The sequence below is a fragment of the Butyrivibrio sp. MC2021 genome (genome assembly GCF_000621605.1).
Lineage (GTDB): Bacteria > Bacillota > Clostridia > Lachnospirales > Lachnospiraceae > Butyrivibrio.
Genome location: NZ_JHXX01000001.1, coordinates 147,725 through 170,743, shown reverse-complemented (window position 1 = coordinate 170,743; position 23,019 = coordinate 147,725). Strand labels below are relative to the sequence as shown.

18 protein-coding genes are annotated in these 23,019 nt (G+C 44.0%); 1 reads left to right on the top strand and 17 read right to left on the bottom strand.

Features of this window, described 5'->3' with window-relative positions:
• Window positions 1-157: 157 nt before the first annotated feature.
• The 4 genes from T359_RS0100645 to T359_RS21200 form a co-directional block, all read right to left on the bottom strand.
• A complete protein-coding gene (locus tag T359_RS0100645; protein ID WP_026515788.1) occupies window positions 158-589 on the bottom strand; it encodes a TIGR02530 family flagellar biosynthesis protein in 432 nt (143 codons plus the stop codon).
• A 35-nt stretch (window positions 590-624) separates the two neighbouring features.
• A complete protein-coding gene (locus T359_RS21205) occupies window positions 625-1,305 on the bottom strand; it encodes a flagellar hook capping FlgD N-terminal domain-containing protein (RefSeq protein WP_051544834.1) in 681 nt (226 codons plus the stop codon).
• A 67-nt stretch (window positions 1,306-1,372) separates the two neighbouring features.
• Window positions 1,373-2,869 (bottom strand): flagellar hook-length control protein FliK, encoded by a 1,497-nt coding sequence (locus tag T359_RS0100635; protein ID WP_026515787.1) that lies wholly within the window; start codon window positions 2,867-2,869, stop codon window positions 1,373-1,375.
• A gap of 186 nt (window positions 2,870-3,055) precedes the next feature.
• Window positions 3,056-6,490, bottom strand: a complete 3,435-nt coding sequence (locus T359_RS21200; RefSeq protein ID WP_051544833.1) for a carbohydrate binding domain-containing protein — start codon at window positions 6,488-6,490, stop codon at window positions 3,056-3,058.
• Window positions 6,491-6,654: 164 nt separating this feature from the next.
• Between T359_RS21200 and T359_RS0100625 the strand changes: the two genes are divergently transcribed.
• On the top strand, window positions 6,655-7,425 hold the full coding sequence (locus T359_RS0100625; protein ID WP_026515786.1) for a helix-turn-helix transcriptional regulator: 771 nt from the start codon (window positions 6,655-6,657) through the stop codon (window positions 7,423-7,425).
• Between the two features lie 133 nt (window positions 7,426-7,558).
• On the opposite strand, the gene T359_RS18840 is transcribed toward T359_RS0100625, so the two are convergent.
• From T359_RS18840 to T359_RS0100560, 13 genes are all read right to left on the bottom strand, one after another.
• Entirely contained in the window at window positions 7,559-8,503 is a 945-nt protein-coding gene (locus tag T359_RS18840; protein ID WP_051544832.1) for a hypothetical protein, read from the bottom strand.
• Window positions 8,504-8,971 (bottom strand): flagellar export protein FliJ, encoded by a 468-nt coding sequence (gene fliJ / locus T359_RS0100615; protein ID WP_026515785.1) that lies wholly within the window; start codon window positions 8,969-8,971, stop codon window positions 8,504-8,506.
• A gap of 16 nt (window positions 8,972-8,987) precedes the next feature.
• The gene (gene fliI, locus T359_RS0100610) at window positions 8,988-10,346 is read right to left on the bottom strand and encodes a flagellar protein export ATPase FliI (protein WP_026515784.1); all 1,359 of its coding nucleotides are present in this window, start codon (window positions 10,344-10,346) and stop codon (window positions 8,988-8,990) included.
• Window position 10,347: 1 nt separating this feature from the next.
• Window positions 10,348-11,241 (bottom strand): FliH/SctL family protein, encoded by an 894-nt coding sequence (locus T359_RS0100605; RefSeq protein ID WP_026515783.1) that lies wholly within the window; start codon window positions 11,239-11,241, stop codon window positions 10,348-10,350.
• Window positions 11,234-12,274 carry a flagellar motor switch protein FliG gene (gene fliG / locus T359_RS0100600; RefSeq protein WP_242839017.1) on the bottom strand — a complete coding sequence of 347 codons (1,041 nt, stop codon included), beginning with the start codon at window positions 12,272-12,274 and terminating at the stop codon, window positions 11,234-11,236. Before fliG ends, T359_RS0100605 begins: the two co-directional genes overlap by 8 nt.
• A gap of 29 nt (window positions 12,275-12,303) precedes the next feature.
• Window positions 12,304-13,920: a flagellar basal-body MS-ring/collar protein FliF gene (gene fliF / locus T359_RS0100595; protein WP_026515781.1), complete on the bottom strand. Its 1,617-nt coding sequence runs from the start codon at window positions 13,918-13,920 to the stop codon at window positions 12,304-12,306.
• A gap of 193 nt (window positions 13,921-14,113) precedes the next feature.
• Complete coding sequence (gene fliE, locus T359_RS0100590) at window positions 14,114-14,455, bottom strand: flagellar hook-basal body complex protein FliE (RefSeq protein WP_051544831.1); 342 nt, start codon at window positions 14,453-14,455, stop codon at window positions 14,114-14,116.
• A 49-nt stretch (window positions 14,456-14,504) separates the two neighbouring features.
• On the bottom strand, window positions 14,505-14,957 hold the full coding sequence (gene flgC, locus T359_RS0100585; RefSeq protein WP_026515779.1) for a flagellar basal body rod protein FlgC: 453 nt from the start codon (window positions 14,955-14,957) through the stop codon (window positions 14,505-14,507).
• Window positions 14,958-14,991: 34 nt separating this feature from the next.
• Entirely contained in the window at window positions 14,992-15,387 is a 396-nt protein-coding gene (flgB, locus tag T359_RS0100580; RefSeq protein ID WP_026515778.1) for a flagellar basal body rod protein FlgB, read from the bottom strand.
• Between the two features lie 245 nt (window positions 15,388-15,632).
• A complete protein-coding gene (gene codY, locus T359_RS0100575; protein WP_026515777.1) occupies window positions 15,633-16,412 on the bottom strand; it encodes a GTP-sensing pleiotropic transcriptional regulator CodY in 780 nt (259 codons plus the stop codon).
• Window positions 16,413-16,579: 167 nt separating this feature from the next.
• Window positions 16,580-18,694 (bottom strand): type I DNA topoisomerase, encoded by a 2,115-nt coding sequence (gene topA / locus T359_RS0100570; RefSeq protein ID WP_051544830.1) that lies wholly within the window; start codon window positions 18,692-18,694, stop codon window positions 16,580-16,582.
• Window positions 18,695-18,799: 105 nt separating this feature from the next.
• Window positions 18,800-19,954: a GGDEF domain-containing protein gene (locus T359_RS0100565; RefSeq protein WP_026515775.1), complete on the bottom strand. Its 1,155-nt coding sequence runs from the start codon at window positions 19,952-19,954 to the stop codon at window positions 18,800-18,802.
• Between the two features lie 266 nt (window positions 19,955-20,220).
• Window positions 20,221-22,968 (bottom strand): FAD-dependent oxidoreductase, encoded by a 2,748-nt coding sequence (locus T359_RS0100560; protein WP_035783604.1) that lies wholly within the window; start codon window positions 22,966-22,968, stop codon window positions 20,221-20,223.
• Between the last annotated feature and the right edge of the window lie 51 nt (window positions 22,969-23,019).

Genomic DNA, 23,019 nt, shown 5'->3' with positions numbered 1-23,019 from the left:
GGCTGTGTCCTCCATCAAAATAGAAACGTGTAACGTTTGATTTTGGACGAATGCGTGAATTGCTTGATCTTTAGATGCTACCATCTGTCAGTCAGGTAGCGAAGATTTCCTAACACCGGCAGGAACTTCTGCCTTTCCGGTCCTTCGGGCCAATCTTTTAAACAATCACTGCACCGTCTATGTTCGTAAATATGTTATTTTTAGTCTCTGTCTGATCCATTGCTGTAACCACTGTGTGGTTAGGTACGTTCACTATAAAAGCCAGCTGGTCGACAATTATAAGAGAATCCTTGATTCCTTTTTGTCCTGCTTCTATAGTTCCCTGGTTAAGTCTGTCCATCTGATCCTGGGTCAGAACGATGTCTCTGTCATTAAGTCTGTTTGCAGCATGCTTGGAAAATTTTAATCCTTCGCTGCTACCATTATTATCGGCAGTTTCCCGCACTTTATTTAGGATAGATGCAAAAGAATTTTCACCTACCGGAAGATTTTGCTTGGTATTCTTTTTAGCTGCCTCAGTGACAGAACCGGTCTTGATCTGATCCTGGACCTGCCCGATGGACATAAAGCGATGATCATTGATAGTCATCTCTGCATTCCTCCATCCATCTTCTTTTCTTAGTATCAATCCTCTAACTTAAAGCTTCTGTACTCGTCGCCTCTGATCTCGTCAATTCTTGCTACATACTGCTTAAGAGCTGTTACGTAGTTAGGATTCATCATATTGCGGGCCTTTTCATCCATCAGATTCATGTAGTAGTTGTACATGGTGTCGATGGTCAGACCGTGCTCTTCCTCATTGATGTCATCAAGGTTGGAAGGAAGCTTATCAATAGCCTTCTGGAAGTCTTCAACAGCCTTAACTGCTGATGTATATTCAGAATCAAGCACTTCAGTAACATCATCGATGGAATAATTCTCACCGTTGATATTGAGATATGCCTTGTTTCCGCTGAAGGTTACATAATCTACAACGCCCTCAATAACCGAAGCTTCGCCGGTATCACCGTTTACCTGAGTGATCCTTACGGTCTTTCCTACCATCTCGGAAGCCCTTGAAAGGCTCATGGCGTTGGCCATGTTGCTGAGCTGCTCAACCTGGGTAAAGGTCGCATACTGGTTGATATACTCAGTATTGGATGTGGGTTCCAAAGGATCCTGGTATTTCATCTGTGCCACAAGGATCTGCAAGAAGGAATCCTTGTCATAACCGGCAGGAGTGGCATTTTTACTCTTGGTAGAGTTATCAAGATTGGTTACTTCGCCGTTTTTTACAATTGCACTAACTGAATTTTGATCTGCCATATCTTTCACCTTTTTTCATATCCCGCAGGAAGGAATTTCCTTCCTGCGAGTTATCCCTGAATCCTGTTTATGCACTAAAGTCAATTGAATTACCGTTCATTGCCATCATTTGAGCTGCTATGCGCTCTGCTTCCGACAAATTGTCCTCTTCATCCTCTCCCATGTCCACCAGGTTGATCCTTCGAAGACCTTTTTTATTTCCTTTAGCATTTTCCTGGGCTTCATTCTGTCCCTGCTGTTGCTGAAGGTTCTGTTCAAAAGCATGGGATGCGATGGTTACTTCAATTGATGTTACCTTAATGCCTGCTTCATCGAACTTTTGCTGAAGCTGAATCATCTGGCTCTCCACAGCCTCTTTTACGATCTGATTCTGGGCTGTGAATTTGGCTACTATGCCTTCCTTGGAGCTGGTAAGCATGATATTTACATTTCCAAGGGATGCGGGATGGAGCTGCAGTTCCATTGTGGTCTTATCCTCTGTGGCTGCAATGGTTATCTTTTCGGTGATCTGCCTTACGATATTCTCCATCTGAGCCCTGTCGGTATAAGTAACAGCTTCCGGAGCCTCTGTATTTACCGCTTCCGCTATGTTGTTTACAATCTGGTTAAAAAGATTTGCAGATTCAGATTCGCTGTGGAAGTTCTGCTTACCTGTATCGGAACCGCTCTTTTCAGTGGTGGTTACAGTTATCTTCTCTTCCTCTTCAGCTACCTGAACATCTTTGAATCCCTCAGACTGTGGTGCTTTGATTTCCTTTTCTGTTGTGGCTGCATTGGCATTTACTTCATGCTTTACTATGGTTTTGGGATCTAGCACATCTTCCTCAACCGGCTTTTCAACCACATTTTTGGAATCAAGTATTTCCTTAAAGGATGGTTCTTTTATAACCTGTTCGAAATCCTCTTCCGATAAATCGAACTCATTCATAAGTTCGCTCTTCATACTTTCCGCACCCTCCATGAGGTCCTGCAGTGAAGTATATATATCAGAATCTGTAATTATATCAAGGGCCGTGTCCTGTCCGCCTATTGTTGTTACAAGCTGTTGTAAGTTCTCGGGGTTAAAAAGATCTGCGAAAGTAAGTCCCAGCATCTGCATAACGTTCAGAATTTCTTCCTCTGAGATATCAAGAAGCTTTGTGATCTCACCAGCTATCTCTTCTCCAGCTTCTTCAATGCCTTCCTTTACCTCTTTGCCTGTATCAACATTTCCTTCTTTCCTGACCTTACCGGTGTTGTCGCCTATTTTCTTAAGTTCTCCTTTATCACCGGAATTTTTGTCAGTCTCCGAAATCTTTTTTTCTATCTCTTTAGCCTTATCAGTTTTCTCAACCGGATTCTTTTTTCCGGCATGAATCTGCTCAGCCATGTTAGATGGTTTCTGGTCCTTCGAATTGTCAGCTGCTTTGGTCTGCATCACTGTATCAGATACCTGATTCAGGATATTGTCAAAGCTTGCAGCCGCTTTTGAAGAATCGGATTTCGGATTATTGGAAGGAGTATTGGCGGTAGCCCCTGTCATGTAGGCAACTATTTTACCTACATTTGCAGTAGTACCTGTCATATAAAATCCTCCTTTTTCAAGGTGCGTGGGCCTTTATGTATATCCAGCCTATATACATAATCAGTCCATAATTCTACATTACATATATCGGATTAATTCACCCATACTTAACCACATAAATAAAAAATCACCGGGTACGGATTTTACATCCGTTCCCGGTGACGAAGGGGGGGGTATATGCGAAAATTATTTTATAAGCTTACCATTCTCATCAAAGGTATATTTCTTGCCCCATTTCTTGATTGTTTCGCTGCGGGCAAGGATACCGTTTGACTTAGCGTAGTACTTGTCATCGCCAACCTTGATCCATGCTGACTTGCGGATAGCACCCTTTTCATTACTGTAGTAGGTCTGTCCGTCAAAGGTTAAGAAGCCGATGAGAAGCTTTCCTTCTGCATCAAAGACATAGTCTAATGAATACTTGGTAACCTTCATGTTCTTGGCAATCTTACCATCCTTAAGTGCATAGTACTTGCCATCTTCAGTGGTGATGAAAGCACTCTTAACCATGCTTCCGTTCTTTTCCTTGAAGTAGTATGTAGAACCATCGATATCATAGAAGCCCTTAAGCTTGTTTCCGTCAGCATCTACATAGTAGGTTGAGCCCCACTTTGTTACAAGGGTTCCTGCAGGCTGCTCAGGCTGAGGATCTTCAGGCTGTGGATCTTCGGGCTGAGGATCTTCAGGTGTAGGTACTTCAGGCTGTGGATCCTCAGGCTCTTCTGTGTTCTCAACTTCTTCAAGTACGATGTCGTCGATATAAACATCATGCTTCTGTGTGATTCTGATTCCGTCAACAGATCCCATTGTGATGTTGAATCTTGCCTTGGTATCTGTAGGAGAATTCATTGTAAATACAGACTCAAATGTCTTGTACTCATTTCCGATTGCTACTGAGCCGGTGTTGCTGTAGTTAGTCCAGCTGCCCTCAAACTCCTGCATGCAATACTTGATATTTCTCTCAATGCTGGACTTAGCCTTGAAGGAAAGCTTGTAGGTCTTGCCCTGTTCAAGAGTTACACCGTCCTGGTTGAGCTGTACATACCAGTCAAGGTCTGCTGTATCAGAAACTGTATCCTCGATGGTGATGGCAAATGCATTGTCATTGCCATTCATGCTGTCGATTACGTAAGTTGCCTTAACTGCCTCGTTAACATAAGGTGTGAAGCCTGCAAGGCCTGCATTGAAGGAGCCGTTCTTGATAAGTGCTGCCTCTGCAAGGAATACGTTATCGATGAAATATGTTCCTGCCTTATCAAATGTGAAGCTTACATATGAAGCATCTCTGTCCTTGTCCTCAGTTACAGTAAACTTCTTTGCAAAATTCTTATTTTCTGCTGTTGCAGCAGCATCATAGCTGTTACCTGCTACATCAACTGCTACGCTTCCTGTTCCGTCCTCTGATCTTACGTCAAAGCTGATCTCATACTGTCCTCTTGCGAAAGGAGCAAGGCCGCTCTGCGCTACCTTAACAGTCTCTCCCTCAGGAACAGTAACCTTAAGTTCTCTCTTACCACCGGCATTAACAACTGTTACATACTGAGCATCATCCTCAGTGATCTCCCAGTAGCCAAGTCTCTTGTCGCCCTGGTCGAAGGAACCGTTGTATACGTAGTTGCCGTCAGGTCTGATGGTCTTGAGGTTTTCTTCCTTAACCTCTTCGCCGGACTTATGTGTAAGTCTGATATTGGAAATAGCTACAGGAGCTGTAGTTCCGAGCTTACCAAGGTTGAACTCAAGGCATCCGTTGGTATCGCTCTTTTCATTCATTGTAAATGAAAGTGAATAATTGGTCTTCTCAGTTGTAAGTGAAACATTTGTATCCTGGAGATATCTGATCCATCCTCTGTCGGGACCTTCTACATCAACTACGATATCTCTGTCCTCTGTAGAATATGCATCAAAGGTAAGTTCATATTCCCAGCCCTTGTGCATAGGGATACCGGGCTGCTTGAGCTGGATGCTGTAGTTCTGAGTTCCCTCAGTTGCAGGGAAGATTGTGATCTCACCGTCTTCAATACCGAATTCTGTACCCTCAGCATCGCTCTCGAGGTGAAGCTTGAAGTTGTCATCTCTGTCGCCTTCAGCGTCTTCAAATGTGATAGCCTCTGCAAAGTCTCCGTTGATTACGAAGTTGCCGGTCTCATCAGCATTTCTGAAGGTCTTCTCTTCCTTCTCAGGTCTCTTTGCTTCGTTCTCAAGTCTCTCATATTGCTCAGCAGACTTCTGATAAACTCTTACATAGTCTACTTCGAACTGCTGGTCATTCATTGTCTCATAAACACTGTTATCAGGATATCCTACCCAGCTTCCGCCTACTGCAAGGTTCAGAATGATATAGAAATTCTGATCGAAAGGCGCGGGATAAGTGATCTGATTGTCATCATCAGTTCCTGTATACCAGTCATTGGTCTCATAAACCTTCTCACCGTCAACATACCATGTGATAAGACCGGGATCCCACTCTACTGCAAATGTGTGGTAGTCATCAGCGTAGCTGACATCGCTCTGAACCTTGGTTCCCTGGTTCTCCTTGTGGCCTGTTGTTGAATCGTATCCATAGTGGATTGTGTGATAGGACTTGTTAACGTTCTGTCCCATAACCTCCATGATGTCGATCTCACCGCATCTTGGCCACTGTCCATAGAAGCTCTCGTTGGTAGCCATGAGCCAGAATGCAGGAAGGAATCCTCTTCCAACAGGAACCTTGGCTCTTGTCTCGAATCTACCGTATGTGAAATCATGCTTGCCCTGGGTTGTGATACGGCCTGATGTGATCTGTCTGTCAGTTGATGTGCTGCCGCCCTGAGCTCCACCGAAATCTGTAGCTGTAAGAGATGCAACTGATCCGCCATACCAGTAATATCCGTTGTCAGGATCAAGAACAGAAAGCTCAACCTTTCTGTCTACATCAGCAGCTGCCTTCAGTGAAAATCTGTAGGTATGTCCTGCCTCAAGGACTACACCTGACTGCTGCATCTGAAGATTCCAGTTAGCCTCACCGGCCTCAACGATTGTAACCTTCATTCCGTCATCAGTGTATTCCATTGATCCCTTGCCTGGTGCATTGGCTCCGAAATACCAGTCTGTTGTAAGAAGCTCTGCATCATTGTCAGCACCTTCTGTAACATCCTTAAGTGAAAGGTCTGAAACAAGAACTGTTCCGGGAGCCTGACCTTCAACTGTATCATCTATCTTACCGAAATTAACCTGAATAGCACCGGTATTAGTTGCCTTATTTGCTGCAACTGTAAAATCAAATGCAACATCTGACTTAACTATCTCTACAGGAAGTTCTTCCTCACCGGTCTCTTCCTTTGTCTCACCGCCTGTAACATGAGGCTTGATCTTCAGTGATCCGTCACTTACTTCAATATTACCTTCATCAAGAGCTGTATATCTCTGGAGCTCTGCATTAACCCATCCGGGCTCATGCTCCTCAACATTCCAGTCTTCGGTGTTCAAAGTATCCCCATCGAACTCCTCTGACCATACCAGGCTGTAGTCATCGCCTGACTGCTCTTCTTCTGCCTTAACTGACTGTGTGAATGCAGTCATGTTAAGTGCCATAGCTAAGGACATAGCTACAGGCAGTACCCTTTTCAAAAATCTTTTCTTCATACCCATTCTCCCTTTTGTACAAAACAACAATTATTTGTTCTTTCGAACATGGAATATACTATCATCAGATTTACGAAACATATATCAAATGAAGTGAAAAAATAACATATTCTTGACATTTTATGTTACAATCTAGACATGATTTTGACAAAAAGGATGTTATTATGGCTTACGGAATTTTTTCAAACAATGAAATTTTAGGAAATGATGAAGATTTTGTTCACAGGCAGCAAAATGATGAGCTGCTGTTCTACAGCCAGGTTGCAGGCGGAGACATCGATGCCATCATGGAAAACTGCAGACAGCATCGCTTTCTTGATAAAGATGGTGTCGGAGTTCTGTCAAAATACCCTGTTCTTAACCTTAAGTATCATTTCGTAGTTACAGCTGCCATCATGTCAAGGATATGCATAGACAGCGGAATGGATATGGAGGTTGCCTTCAGGCTCAGCGACTACTATATAAGCCAGCTTGATTATATTCAGACAGAAAAAGAGGTTGAGCTTCTTCACAACAAGATGATCCAGGACTATACCAAGAAAATGGCCAAGCTAAAAAAGACAAAAGCCCTTTCCAAACCGGTTTCTGACAGCCTGAGTTTCATTCATACCCATATTAAAGACAGAATAACCATTGAGGATATAGCAGACCACATCGGCAAATCAGTAAGCTATATCTCAAGGATATTCAAAAGTGAAATGGATATATCCGTCAGCGATTATATCCGGAAATCCAAGATAGATAAGGCCAAAAACATGCTACGCTACAGCCAGATTTCACTTGTTGAGATTTCTTCCTATCTCTCTTTTTCTTCCCAGAGTCACTTCATTAAGATTTTCAGAGAAGAAACCGGCATGACGCCCAAGAAGTACCGAAGTCAGTATTATGGCACCGGATGGCAGATAAATACAGACGAAAATATTGATGCTGTTTAAGTCAAAAAAGAGCTGTCTCACATCCTGCCGACGATACAATTAAAACCGACCGAATAAACAATTAAAAAGCTCCGCCAAAATAGTTTTACTATTTCATCGGAGCTTCCGAATATTGAACTTATATTATGATCAATCAACCTGTTACTTTTGTGGATTTCTGCTCAAGAGCATTGGGCTCAAGAAGCTGTGTCAGCTTGGCTGCGTTAGCCTTCTCCATGGCTGCAAGGACATCTCCTCTGTTTTCCACAGACATCTGCGCAAGGATCCTTGCCACAAGCTCAATCTGATTTTCAGCCACCATTTCATCAAAAATAGTTGCACACTGCTTGGCCTTCATTCCCGAATAGGTCTTGGCAAATGCCTCAATGGCAGCTTCGTCCAGCTCATCCATTTTGATCTGCTTGTAGATTTTTTCTGCAGTCTCAGGATCTATCATCTCATAATAAGAGGCAAATGCAGCCGGATCAGGAGAACCCTCTCCGTAAACAATGCTGCTGTAAAAACTTGCTCTCTCCTCATAGAATTCCTTCTGTTGTTTCTCGAAGGGCTCGAGTCTTGCCACCTCTGCTTCCAGCTTTTCTATTGTTGAAGCATAGCTGCTGTTTTGTTCCATCTCACTCTGAAGAGTCTTCTCAAGCTTTTTTATATATGCATTGGCTTCCTCTATGCTACTGATCCCGGAGGAAGAACCCTCAGAGCTGTAATCTGATATATCTTCAGTCTGTGTCTGCGCCTGCTCCTTTGTTTTATCCGGCAGGATCAGATTAAGGTACGGTACATCTCTGATAAGTGGTGCCAGGATATCCGAACCGAAGCCTCCCACATCAAGCTTAACAAGAAGGGCCATGATTGCCAGCCATATAAGAACGATAAGGAAAGTCAAAACAATAGTTGCAAAACCGCCTGCATTATCACCGTTGATCTCAGCGGTTCTGTCGGCAAATTCCTGGGCTTTTTCCTTTTGCTCTTTTCGCTGCTCCTTGAGCTTTTTCTGATATTCTTTTTTATCGGCCTTTAATTTCGCTCTGGCAGCCTTCGGATCCTCCGGTGCCTGCCCCATTGATTTTAAATCAGCCATTTATTCCTCCGATGCATTTTCTCTCTGTCGTTTTGTATATGTAAAGCTGGTTCTCTGATCGGTCTCTTTAGCTTCTTCCTGCTTTTCTTCCTCAAGATACTCGGCATAGGCTCTGTCTCTTAAGGTCTCCTGCATTTTTCTCTCCTGTATGGCTCTTGCCAGGCGGACTCTTACTTTTTCTACTTCGCCCTCAGCCTTTTTAACATTGCGAAGCTGAGATACGATCATGGAATCCATCTGGGCTGTGGCATACTGATTGTCCAGTATGTCCTGAAGCTTGAGAACCTCAGCATTTCTCAGCTCCTCCGCCTCAAGAAGATACTTCTCTTTTCTATCAACATATTCGTTCAGAATATCAATCTGCCTGTTCAGCTCAGCCTGAGCCTCAGCAAATTCCATTTTGATCTGGCCTTCGGTCTTTTGCTTGATATTCAGAACGCTCTGCATTCTGTAAACAAATCTTGCCATAGGCAATTACCCTGGATCAGTCATTAAAAATGTCAAGAAGCATGCCCCTTATCTGTTCAAAGGAAAACTTCTCGTCCGTTTCCTGACAAAGAAACGCATTTACTCTCTCGATCTTGGATACAGCATAGTCAATGTTCTTGTTGGCCCCTGCCCTGTAGGCACCGATATTGATAAGATCCTCGGCGTCGTTATATGTGGCAAGAACGTTCTTAAGCTTGCCGGCAGCCTTTTTGTGCTCAGGATCCGCAATGGCGGACATACATCTGGAAATGGATGCCAGCACGTCTATAGCGGGATAATGATTCTTCTGGGCAAGCTTACGGTTAAGAACAATATGTCCGTCCAGAATACCACGGGCTGTATCGGTAATAGGCTCGTTCATGTCATCACCGTCTACAAGGACGGTGTAAAGACCTGTGATGGAACCTCTTCTTGATCTGCCGGCTCTCTCAAGGAGCTTGGGCATCTCAGCGTAAACACTGGGCGGATATCCCCTGGAAACAGGCGGTTCTCCACTGGCAAGACCGATTTCTCTCTGGGCCATGGAAAAACGGGTAAGGGAATCCATCATAAGAAGTACATCTTTTCCCTTATCACGGAAATACTCCGCGATGGAGGTTGCCGTCTTGGCAGCCTTAAGTCTCTCAAGGGCGGGCTTATCGGAAGTTGCGCAGACAACGATGGACCTCTTCATACCTTCTTCTCCGAGATCTCGCTCAATGAACTCACGAACTTCCCTTCCACGCTCTCCTATAAGAGCAATAACATTTATATCGGCCTGAGTATTTCTGGCAAACATACCGAGAAGTGTAGATTTACCAACACCGGAACCCGCGAAGATTCCGATTCTCTGGCCCTTTCCAACGGTGAGAAGACCGTCAACAGCCTTGACACCAAGGGATAACACATCAGAAATAGGATCCCTGGTCATGGGATCCGGGGGCTGATTCTCAACCGAATATGCAATACCGCCTTCAAGGGCTACGCCCTTACCATAACTGGTTCCGTCAATCCTGCCAAGACCATCCAGGGTCTTACCAAGAAGTCCCTCTCCCACATTCACTCTAAGGGGTGAATCAGTGTTCTCGACGATACTTCCGTTGCCGATTCCGCTGATATTCTCATAGGGCATCAGCTGGACATGGTTGTCCTTAAAGCCTACAACCTCTGCCATTGAGGGTCTAACGACTCTGTCTGTATAGGAATCGTCTTCCTTTTTCTTGGGATAGATAAGACAGATATCTCCAAGCTTGGCAGAAGGGCCTGCAGACTCTATGGTCAGGCCTATTACATTGACCACTTTACCGGACATCCGATAAAATGGGGCGTTTTGCATTTTTTTGTATTTTCCCAGATCAATTGAAGAATTAAGCATATTATCTCTTCTTTCTGTCAAAAGAAAGGAGTTTCAGTTTTCTGGATACTTCAGACAGTTCCACGCCAAGACTGCAATCAAATACACCACTGTCCGATTCTATCATGCACTCATTTTCCTTAAGAAGCGAATCCTCGATGATCTCCATGGTGGTATTTGGTGAGGTGATACAAGCATCTATATCATCCTTGTGATCCATTATCTCGTCATAATCATCGGAGGAAACGTGCACTATAAGGTTATTTCCGGGCTCTATCCTGGATAAGGTGCTCTTGAGAAGATGAAGTATTATCTCTTTATCTTCCCTGAGGTCCACGTTGAAAACATGCTCATAAATCTGAGTTATGACATCCACCATCTCAGGCTCAAGCTCATCAACTATCTGTTGATATTCCTTCTCAAGGTCCCCTCGCTGGTTCTCGATTTCTTCCTTGAGAGCCTCTGCTGCGGCAACACCCTCCTGATAGCCGGCCTCATAGCCTTCCTGTCGGCCCTGCTCCATGGCCTGCTGTCTGAACTGCTCCGCATCTGCATGGGCCTGCTGAATGATCATGTCAGCCTGTTCCTGGGCCTGCTGAAGCTTAAAGTCTATCTCAGCCTGCATGGCTTCCATGTCAAACTGATTGTCAGTTGGTTCCTGAGGTTCGGAAAAATCTCCCAGCATGCTCTGGTCTTCAGTGAGCTGAGAAAGCTGTTCCATCTCAATTCCGGGGATGAAATTCTCTCCCTCATAGCCTTCTTCATAGCCCTCTTCCTGGGCCATCTGCGCACGCTGACGACGAATCTCGGCTTCCTTGGCGGCTTCAATTTTTTTATTGGCAAGCTCGTTACTGTCAATAACCCTGGCTTCACTGTTATCGTAGTTTACGAACATTCCTTTAAAAAGATTAGACAACTAACTCATCACCTCCGCCTCTGGAGATTACGATCTCGCCGGAATCCTCAAGCTTTCTGATAACGTTAACGATCTTCTGCTGTGCTTCTTCAACATCCTTCATACGTACAGGTCCCATGAAGTCCATATCTTCCTTGATCATAGCTGCAAGACGCTTAGACAGGTTGTTGAAGATAGCTGTCTGAACGTTCTCGGTTGCACCCTTAAGAGCAAGACCAAGGTCAGCGTTCTCAACTTCACGCAGCACACGCTGAATTGATCTGTCGTCCAGAAGAAGTACGTCTTCGAATACGAACATCTTCTTTCTGATCTCGTCGGCAAGCTCCGGCTCTTCGATTTCCAGAGTCTCCATGATATGTTTCTCTGTAGCACGATCGACAGTATTGAGGATCTCTACTACAGCGTCTACACCACCGACGATTGTATAATCCTGGTTTACAAGAGAAGAAAGCTTAGATTCAAGCACTTTTTCTACTTCCTTTATGGTATCCGGACTTGTTCTGTCCATGGCTGCTATACGTTTGGCAACATCTGCCTGTCTGTCCGGCGGGATAGCTGAAAGGATAAGGGCACTCTGTGCCGGGGACATGTAGGACAAAATAAGAGCGATAGTCTGCGGGTGCTCGTCCTGAATGAAGGTAAGTATCTGTGAAGGCTCAGTCTTACGGATAAACTCGAAAGGCTTAACCTGCAGAGATGCGGTGAGCTTACTGATAACGTCGAGAGCCTTATCTTCACCGAGGGCTTTTTCAAGAAGCTCTTTCGCATAGGTGATACCACCTTCCGCAATATACTGCTGAGCAAGGCACACACCGTAGAACTCCTCAAGAACAGCCTCTTTTATCTGAGAAGTAACGCTTCTGGTATTGGCTATTTCCAGAGTGAGCTCTTCGATTTCTTCATCCTTAAGGTGTTTGAATATGGCAGATGATTTCTCCGGCCCGAGGGCGATCAGGAGAATAGCTGCTTTTTGCGTTCCAGTAAAATCGGCAATTAAGGAGGTGCCGCCACCTTCCATTTCAACTGGTTCCATAGTTTAACTCCCCACATAGTAATTTAAGATTAGCCGTAGTCCTCGTTGAGCCAGTTACGAAGTAACGTCGCTGCGGCTTCAGGATTCTCTTCAACAAACTTCTCGATAAGTCTCTTGGTCTCGGATCCTGTATCCATCTCGATATCCTCAAGAACCTCTTCAGGCTGTGACTCAAGAAGCTGCTCAACAGAAAGAGGCTCGGGTTCCGGCTCTTCCTCTGTCTTCTTGGATACCCACATACTTCTGATAACGATGAAGGCAAGAAGTGCAAGAGTAATAAGGATAACTGCGATCTGCAGGATATCTGTAAGTGTGATATTTGCACCGGTCCTGTCGAAATAGATGTATTCGGTATATGCTGCCATGGCAACATTTTCTGATGAAATACCTGTAGCCTTGGCTACAACATTTATCATTTCCTCGGGAACATCTTCTTTGACAGGCTCTGAATTGGCCACCTTGTATTCATCCCAGGTCATGTTGTTATTTTCAGCGGCCTTGTAGTCCTCTTCTTTTCTAACAACGTAATTGATGGCTGTAACGGATATAGAGGATTTATCATACTGAACCGCACCGGGGTTATTCTCTGTAACGGTGATCTTCTCGTTGGGAAGATAATCTCTGGTCTCTTCTGTAACGGTGGATGTTGAGTTGGTATTATCCTGTGTTACATAGGTAGTCTCGTCATCCTGATTGGAATCAGTTCCGGGGATGCCGTTCACACCGTTGACATTCTCAGCGTTATAGATGCTCTCATGACTGAGAACACCCTGAGTCTGTCCCTCAGCAGGTGTATAGTCATGCTGGGTTACCTTCTCATTGGAAAAGTCCATAACCAGGTTGCTGGCAACCTCAACATTGTCGTATAACTTGGTTCCGAGAAGTACCTTTTTAACCTCTGACTTAACAAGCTGCTCAGCCTTGGCCTTAAGAGAAAGCTGGGTGCTCGCCATACCGGCTATTGTTGCGTCTTCGCTTCCGGAAAAAAGCATGTTTCCTGAATTATCAAGAATCGTAATACCGTTGGTGGTTTTGTTTCCAACAGCAGTAGCTACGGCTCTTGCCAGGTATGCTGCATTGTCTTCGTTAAAATCTGCATTATCTTCAAGAGTAAGAAGGACCCAGGCTGAAGCTTCTTCTTTGTTTCCGATAAGTGTTCCGTCATTATCAGGAACATTGAGCTTGACCTCAGCGGATTTGACCGCGTCGAATTTGGCAATAAAATCCTGTGCCAGCGTACTCTCCAGGTATCTTACATACTTCTTTTGCTTATCTGATTCGGTTGTGGAAAAGCCTCCGTTGGTAACATTGTCGAAACTGTAGGAATAGGCCTGAATATCATTGGCACCCAAAAGTACACTGGTGGTACCCTGGTCCTTCTTCAGAACCCTGAATTCCATACCGTCATCTGACATCTTGTAATTGACAGAATTTTCATCGAGAAGTTCCTTGATCTCAGAGGCCTCCTTTGCGGAATTGGCCTTAACCAAAGGAACGTATTGAGGCTGGTTAAGCACTGTAACCAGAATTATGAGTGTAAGCAGAACAACAGCCCCGGCGCCGACTATCAAAGTCTTCTGCCTGGCTGTAAATTGATTCCACCAATCGAGAATTTTTTGCCATATGGCCCTTAATCTTTCAGGCATTTATTCTCCCTCCCCTAATGTATAATATCGCGATATCCGCATGGCTCCACTGCATTCTCGCCATGCTACATTCATTCGGAACCCGGTATGCTCATAAACTCGTATACCTTTATTCCTCATGCCCGTTCAGTCCTATCATAAATTCAACGATTTGTGCGAGCACAACCTTGAATTTACTCAGTCCTTATATCGCTCAGATCTGCATCTGAATTAATTCTCTGTATGCAGAAAGCGCGCGGTCGCGGACCGCGATGGTATATTGAAGAGCTGTCTGAGCTTTCTGAAGGGCAATAGACAGATCATGTGTGTTATCTGTCTGGCCCAGGGCCCATTTTATCTCTTCATTCTCGGCATCTGATAAATATGCATTTGTGGTGTTGATATTCTCAACAGCCTGGTCAAAGATAAACTTGAAGGAATCATTCCCTTCCTCTTCCTTGCCAAGCACATTGTAGACCTTACTGTTGGTCTTCTCAGCATTGCTGACAACCCTCGAGGTCACGTTTCTAAGTTGTGAAATATCCAGTGATGCCATAAATTGTTCTCCCAATTAAGCCTCTTGTGAAAGGCATTAGATCATATTATTACGAGTTACCAAGCTCCAGTCCTCTGGTTGCTATGTTCTTGCTGGCGTTGAATGCTGTGGCATTGGCCTCGTAGGAACGGCTTGCATCGATGAGGTTGGTCATTTCGGTAACGGTATTGACATTCGGATAAGTAACATATCCGTTCTCATCAGCATCAGGATGGGACGGATCATATACAATATTCATCTGTGTCCAGGTATCGTCTCTTACCTGAGTCACCTTTACACCACGGCCCGAATAGTGGTCAAGTCTCTCGTTCAGGATACGGGAAAAAGGTGTCTGTGTACCCTTTTCTGCGAAGGTAACAACCTTCCTGACATAGGGTGACTTGGCACCGTCCTGCGTTCTTGTGGTGTTAGCGTTGGCAATATTCTCGGAAATGATATCCATACGAAATCGCTGCGCTGTCATACCGGATGAGTTAATGTTAAAGGAATCAAAAATGCTCATGGGCCTGCCCTCCTTAATCTATCAGGTGATATCATCATGAAGATTTAGATACAGCCTGCAGATTGGAAAATTCAGATTTGATGCCTGCCATCAATCCCTGATATTTGATCTGGTTGGCTGCAAGGGTTACATTCTCGGTATCAATGTCTACGTTGTTCTTGTCCATTCTGTATGAGAAATTGGAATAGTCATTAACAACTCTGGCCTGAAGATGTTTGTCCTTAAGGTCAGAAACCTTGGCGTCCATGGTCTTGTATCTGGAATTACCAAGGGCTCTCTCAAGCTCATCCTCAAAATTGAGGTCCTGTCTTTTATAGCCGGGAGTATCAGCATTGGCGATGTTATTGGCAATGATTTCATTTCTCGTCCAGGATGCATCAGCAGCCTTGTCGAGAACATTGATATAGTCAAATGCATTGCTATTAATCATAGTCCCTCCAATCAAAAAAGCTAATAATGGACACTCTAATCTTATTATATCTATCATAAGATTTTTTAGCTAAAAACTCAAGTTATTAATACTTTATATTGTGTTTTTGAAAGTGTCCCACTACAAAATGTATTATTAAAACGTTATCGAAAAATAAGAAAAGGGATTTACCAAATAAATGATAAATCCCTTCATCAATGTCACATCCTGATAATAAATTATTTTTCAATATTATTGTCGGCTGTTTACATCTCTTGCTTTAGCTTTTTAATTTCGTTAAATACAACGTCGTTGGTTACTTTGATGTAGGTGCCCTTCATACCTGAGGATCTGGATTCGATTACTCCGGCGCTTTCAAATTTCCTAAGGGCATTTACGATAACACTTCTGGTGATACCCACCCGATCGGCAATCTTACTTGCAACCAGCACTCCTTCCATTCCGTCAAGTTCTTCAAAGATATGTATGATAGCCTGCATCTCTGAGAATGACAGTGTGCTTATTGCGGATTTAACCACCGCAAGCTTTCTGCTCTCCTCAGCATTTTCCTCGTTAACAGCTCTCAGCATTTCCAGTCCCACCACTGTGGTTCCGTACTCGCAGAGAATAATGTCATCAATGTCGTATGGTGACTCAGTTTTGTATATAAACAAGGTCCCAAGTCTCTCACCGGCAATCTCTATTGGAGTGATGATCGCCTGGAACTTGGAAAAATCGATTCCCTCAAAACCAAGGGTCTCGAGATTAACATTCTCTTTGGTGGAAAGAATAGTTAAAAGTCTCTCATTCAACATAGGATCAATAAAAGAACCTACATTATCAACCAGCAGATCGCTCAGGGACTCAACATTAGCGCTTTCACCAATACCCAGAACTTTACCTTTTTTGCTTATAACAAACATATTAGAGGATAATATGTCGCATAAAACTCTGCAGATATCGTTGAATACGACTTTGCCCGAATTACTGTTATGAAGAAGTTTTCCAATTTTTCGGGTCTTATCCAGTAGTTGTACACTACTCATTGCATCTCTCCTTTATTTGTTATTTCCCCTGTGCAGCATAGTTATCGAAATCCCGATAATTAAACTACTACACTATTGTTATCATAGCATAAAAAAATAGGCGCTTCAAACATTAAAGCGCCTACAATTATGAAAAAAAGCTTAATTTATCTAAAAATTTAATATATTCACTCTTCTGACTTCTTCTCAGGTTTTGCCTCTATATGTCCGCATTCCTGGTTAAGACATACGAGCTTGTTTCCCTTAGCAGCCATTACTCCGCCGCAATCAGGACATTTCTTCTCAACAGGTCTTGCCCATGACATGAAGTCACAGTCGGGATTACCGATACATCCATAGTAGATTCTGCCCTTCTTGGTGCGCTTCATAACAATGTCCTTACCGCACTTGGGACATTCTACTCCGATCTTCTCAAAGTAAGGCTTGGTATTCTTGCACTCAGGGAATCCGGGACATGCAAGGAACTTGCCGTGAGGTCCGTACTTGATAACCATGTTGCGTCCGCAGTTCTCGCAGATCTCATCGGTTACTTCATCCTGAACCTGAATCTTCTCAACCTCTGCCTCAGCTGCCTTGACAGCCTTATCAAGGTCCGGATAGAAATTCTCTATTACAGTCTTCCACTTAACGTCTCCCTCAGCGATTCCGTCCAGGAGAGCCTCCATATTGGAAGTGAAATTAACATCAACGATCTGAGGGAAAGCATCCATCATCATCTTATTAACTGCCTGTCCAAGCTCAGTTATGAAGATAGCCTTGTTTTCCTTGGTAATATAATGTCTTGCAAGAATAGTTGAAATTGTTGGTGCGTATGTACTAGGTCTGCCGATACCAAGGGCCTCAAGATCATGTACCAGTGAAGCCTCTGTATAATGAGGCGCAGGCTGTGTGAAATGCTGAGCGCTGTCAAAGGCCTCAAAACTGATCTTGGTGCTGGTATCAAGATTCTTCATGAGAACGTTCTTCTCAATCTGATCATCCTCATCGGTGTAGACATTAAGGAATCCGTCAAATACTGTCTTGGATGCAGCAACTGTAAATCTGTGCTTACCGGCATCGATCTTAACGGAAGTAGTCTCATACTTGGCAGCAGCCATGCGGCTTGCCATAAATCTTCTCCAGATCAGCTGATAAAGTCTGAACTGATCTCTTGAAAGATAATCCTTAACCATAACAGGAGTGTTCTCAATATATGTAGGACGGATTGCTTCGTGAGCATCCTGAATCTTTCCTTCATTCTTTTTGGCAGTAGCACCTTCTGATAAGTACTGCTGTCCAAAATTCTCAGTAATATATGCATTGGCTGAAGCCACAGCCTCATCCGATACTCTGGTGGAATCGGTACGAAGGTATGTGATAAGACCTACAGTACCCTGCTTGCCCAGCTCAATTCCTTCATAGAGCTGCTGAGCAACTCTCATGGTCTTCTGAGTTGAAAAGTTAAGGCTCTTGGAAGCCTCCTGCTGAAGAGTTGATGTTGTGAAAGGAAGCGGAGCCTTCTTGGTTCTCTCACCTTTCTTGACATCACTTACAACATACTTGGCACCCTTGAGCTCAGCGCAGATAGCATCAAGCTCAGCCTTATTTTTAATCTCCTTTTTCTCGTTGCCTACTCCGTAATAATGCGCAACAAGGGGCTTCTTCTCGCCCTCTGCCTTAAGATTAACATCAAGTGTCCAGTATTCGCTGGGGATAAAGGATTCAATCTCCTCTTCTCTGTCAGCAATGATCCTCAGTGCCACTGACTGAACGCGGCCGGCGGAAAGGCCTCTTTTGATCTTGGCCCAAAGTATAGGTGAAATGCTGTATCCCACCATTCTGTCAAGAACACGTCTTGCCTGCTGGGCATCCACAAGATTCATGTCTATGTCTCTGGGATGCTTCATAGCTTCCTTAACTGCGTTCTTGGTGATCTCATTAAATGTAACACGCTGTACCTGTGCATCTGCCTGCTCCAGTTTGAGAGCTGTGATAAGATGCCAGCTGATAGCCTCACCCTCGCGGTCCGGGTCGGTTGCGAGATATACTTTATCTGCCTTCTTGACCTGCTTACGAAGCTCGGCAAGAACATCTCCCTTTCCTCTGATGGTGATATATTTAGGTTCATAATTGTGGGCCAGGTCAACCCCCATCTGACTTCTTGGAAGGTCTCTTACATGACCGTTACTGGCAGCAACCTCATAGCCTGCCCCCAGGAACTTCTTGATAGCCTTCACCTTGGTTGGTGACTCCACAATAAGAAGTGAATTTTTCTTTGAACTTGTTGTTTTACTTGTAGCCATTACGTAATAACTGCCCCTTCATATAGAAAATTAGTATTTTTTTGCTCACTTTCTTATTAATATACATTTTTAAAGTTTTCGTCAAGCAATAAATTTTCAATGGTTTTATACAACAGCTTTTCTTCTGTCCTCCAAATGGTGCGAAAGCTTCTCCTCATACATGCATCTGTCAATGGATTCCATGAACTCTTTTACCTTCATTCCACTTTCCTTGTCATACACAAGAGCTCCTGCGCTGACAGACAATTCCATCTCCTCTTTTCTGCTCCAGTCAATGTCAGCTATGGATTCCTTTACATATTCGATTCTCTTATCAAGTTCTTTTTTGTCATTGATCCTGGTAATAACGCAGAACTCGTCTCCGCCAAAGCGTCCCACGATATCTGTATCATCAAAGCTGCCGCGAAGAACATCCGCTATGGATTCAAGAACTTCATCTCCCGCCTTGTGTCCGTATTTATCATTTATGGACTTAAAGAAGTCAACGTCTATCATAACCGCTGCGAAGTCATGGTCCTGAGACTGGGAAATCGCATTTCTCATGGCCATGTCTATACCTCGCCTGTTGACAACGCCCGTGAGATAATCCAGATTAATATCCCTTCTTTGTACATAGATAAGCAGGATCATGCAGGCAAAAATTGTTGCGGCATATTCCAGATTGATATTAAAAAGTGCAACCTGCAGAAATCCACCCACTGCAATGATCAGAGGAAAGGTAATGATAGGAAGCCTATAACTTCTGATGATCCCATTTCTGAAGACAAGTACATATGACATTACAGCAAGGCAAAGGAGCACATGGACAAGGCCTCTTGCCATAAAAAGCGGTCCTCTGTGATACACACCGTTTTCATAATAGAAAAACCATCCCTTGCCAAACAATGTAGAAACAGTAACCAGCATCAGATTAATATAAGAATAAGTTCTTATGGGAACAATGAACATATTCCTCTTTTTCTTATCAGCATAGATGGTATAGCAGTCAATATATTTAAGCGCAAACAAAAATCCAAAGGGATCAAGTGCGAATACACCAAAGGATGCGATCATGGACAGCCAAATAAAAGGGCCTCCAAGGAGCCTTCCCGCATCACCAACAGCAGAAATCCCAACAAGTACTGCAACAATACCCACAAGTTTGATAAATGCTTTATTTGAGCGTGATTTTTTGTCATTCTCCTGGAACAGAAGAAGCATCACTGCCAGAAACAGTGTATAGACATTTAAAACAAATCCCCCGTTTGATAATAACAACATATCCCTCACTCCCATCACGTAAACCGGCATTTGAGCAGGTGGTCAAAATAAAATATCAAGAGAAAAAAATTTAGCTAACTCAAAAACCTTGAATAAAGTTTTACTATAGGCGAAAGAAAATATCAACCTCAGAGATTTACTTTAATCAAATAAAGTGGCAGTACCCGTCTGGGTTACCGCCACTTTGATTCGCTTTTATAAAATTTGTATAAACTTAATCTAAAATTTTTATAGACTAATTTAAGCGTTTCACAGATTAATTAAAGTTACTCTTTATCCCAGGAAGTCTCCTTTGGGGTCTTCTTTACGAAAGGTCTGCTGATAGCCTGCTTAACTCCGTTAGGAAGTATGTATTTGAGCTTCTCTTCTGCAGTTCTCATGGTTGAAGCATCCGGGTTATCCCTTCTAAGGTGAATTGCATCAAACTCGCAGCGTGTTGTGCAAAGTCCGCAGCCTACGCACTTATTAGGATCAACGATGGAAGCACCGCAGCCAAGGCAACGTGCAGTTTCCTTCTTAACCTGTTCCTCAGTAAATACCAGCTTGGTATCGCGGAAGGTAAGCTCTCCGGGCTTCTTGGAATCGCCGGGAACCTGACGGCCAACATGATCATAATCGTTAACTGTAATATCATCCTTATCAAGCTCGATAAAGAAGTTAGGATCACGTCCGATGGTAAGTGAAGAATGAGGCTGTACAAATCTGTGGATTGACTCAGCACCTTCTTTACCGCAGGCAATAGCATCAATGGCAAATCTTGGGCCATAGAACATATCTCCACCTACGAAGATATCGGGAACAGTGGTCTGGAATGTGATCTTATCAGCAACAGGAGCAGGACCTCTGAACTCAACATTCTCATCCTTAAGAAGATCTCCCCAAATAGTTGCCTGTCCTACTGAAAGAATAACGTTGGAGCAAGCAATCTCCATGGTGTCATTCTCATCATACTTAGGATCAAAGCGTCCCTCAGCATTCTTAACCTGAGTACACTTCTTAAATACGATTCCCTTTACCTTGCCGTTATCTGTAAGGATCTCCTTAGGTCCCCAGCCGCCTCTGAACTCAATTCCTTCAGACTCAGCAATTTCAATCTCCTCAGGAAGAGCAGGCATAATATCGCGGGTCTCAAGAGAAACCTGTGTGATTTTGGGTGAACCGCAGCGAAGTGCTGTACGGCTGACATCGATAGCTACGTTACCACCACCGATAACAACTGTATCTCCGCTGAGCTTATAGTTCTCATCATCGATAACATCATGAAGGATATCAACACCCTTAAGAACGCCCTGGGCATCCTCACCGGGAACTCCTACTCCACGGCCGCCCTGGCATCCGATAGCAATATAGAATGCCTTGTAGCCCTGGTCTCTGAGCTGCTTAAGAGTGATATCTTTTCCTACTTCGACACCGAGACGGATGTCTACACCAAGCTCTCTGAGAACATCAACCTCAGCTTCAACGATATTCTTTTCCATTACGAAGGAAGGAATACCGTAGGTAACCATTCCGCCGGGCTTCTTGTTCTTATCGAAAAGTGTAGGCTTATATCCCTTAAGTGCCAGGTAGTAAGCACAGGAAATACCTGCAGGACCTGCACCGATAATAGCAACTTTCTCATCGAAACCGCCGCCAAGCTTAGGGATAACCTTCTTAGGAATATATCTTGTCTCCTTATTGAGGTCGCGCATAGCTACAAACTTCTTAACCTCATCGATGGCAAGAGCCTGATCAATGGTTCCTCTTGTACATGCATCCTCGCATCGGCGGTTACATACATGTCCGCAAACTGCAGGAAGTGGATTATACTTCTTGATAAGTGCAAGAGCTTCATCATATCTTCCCTGGGAAGCCATCTTAATATAACCCTGTACAGGGAGATGTGCAGGACAAGCTGTCTTACAGGGAGCTGTACCTGTCTTGTGAGTATTGATTCTGTTGATATCGCGGTAATCCTCAGTCCACATATCTCTGGACCACTTCTGCTCTGTAGGAAGAGGCATCTTGGGATATACAACCTCGCTGCCGTCCTTCTTGCAAAGCTTCTGTCCAAGGGTACATGCACCGGCAGGACAAACCTCGACGCAGCCGCCGCAGGCAACACACTTGTCCTTGCTGACATGTGCAACATATGCGGAACGGGACATATTAGGAGTATTGAACATCTGTGATGTACGAAGGGCATAACATACATTGACGTTACAGTTACAGATAGCGAAGATCTTATTCTGTCCATCAATATTTGTTATCTGGTGAACAAAACCGTTGTCCTCAGCCTGTTTGAAGATATCAAGAGCCTCTTCTCTGGTGATATAACGGCCGTCCTTCTGGGTCTCAACAACGTAGTCAGCCATATCACCGATGGCAATACACCAGCCTTCGGGATCATCAGCGCAGCCCTGTTCAAAGGTCTTTCTGGATCTACGGCAGGAACAGGGTGAAGCTGCATACTTGCCTTCATATTTATCGAGCCAGTGAGAAATATGCTCAAGATTGATGGACTCGCTCTCCATCTCTATAGCCTTCTCAACAGGAATTACATGCATTCCGACACCGGCACCGCCCATGGGAACCATATGTGTAAGTCCCTCAAGAGGAATACGGCTCATTCTCTCAAAGAATGCTCCGGCTTCGGGATGAGCTTCAAGAACCTTGTGGTTCATGTTACCGAATTCAGCAGAACCGGGAACGTACATAGGAAGCACCCACTGCTTCTCATGTTTGTCATTCTCGTAGTTCCACTCGATAACGCCGTTGTAGGACATCTCCTCAAGCTGCTTTTCAAGCTCATCCTTGGAGTACTCAGGACAAAGTGCCGCAATCTCCTCAAAGGTTCTGGGCTTACGCTTCTGCATCTTAAGAGCGATCTCGCACTGCTCATCTGTTATAAGATTATAAAGTCCCCAGTATTCAGGGCTTTCCTTAGTGATCTTTTCAAGTCCCAGCTTGATTTCTTTTCTATCGGTTACAGCCTTTGCAAATCTTGCAAGAGGCTCACGGAAAGGTGCATTCATATCCACTGTATCCGGAATAATACCGGCTCTGGGATCCTCTTTGTTACGATT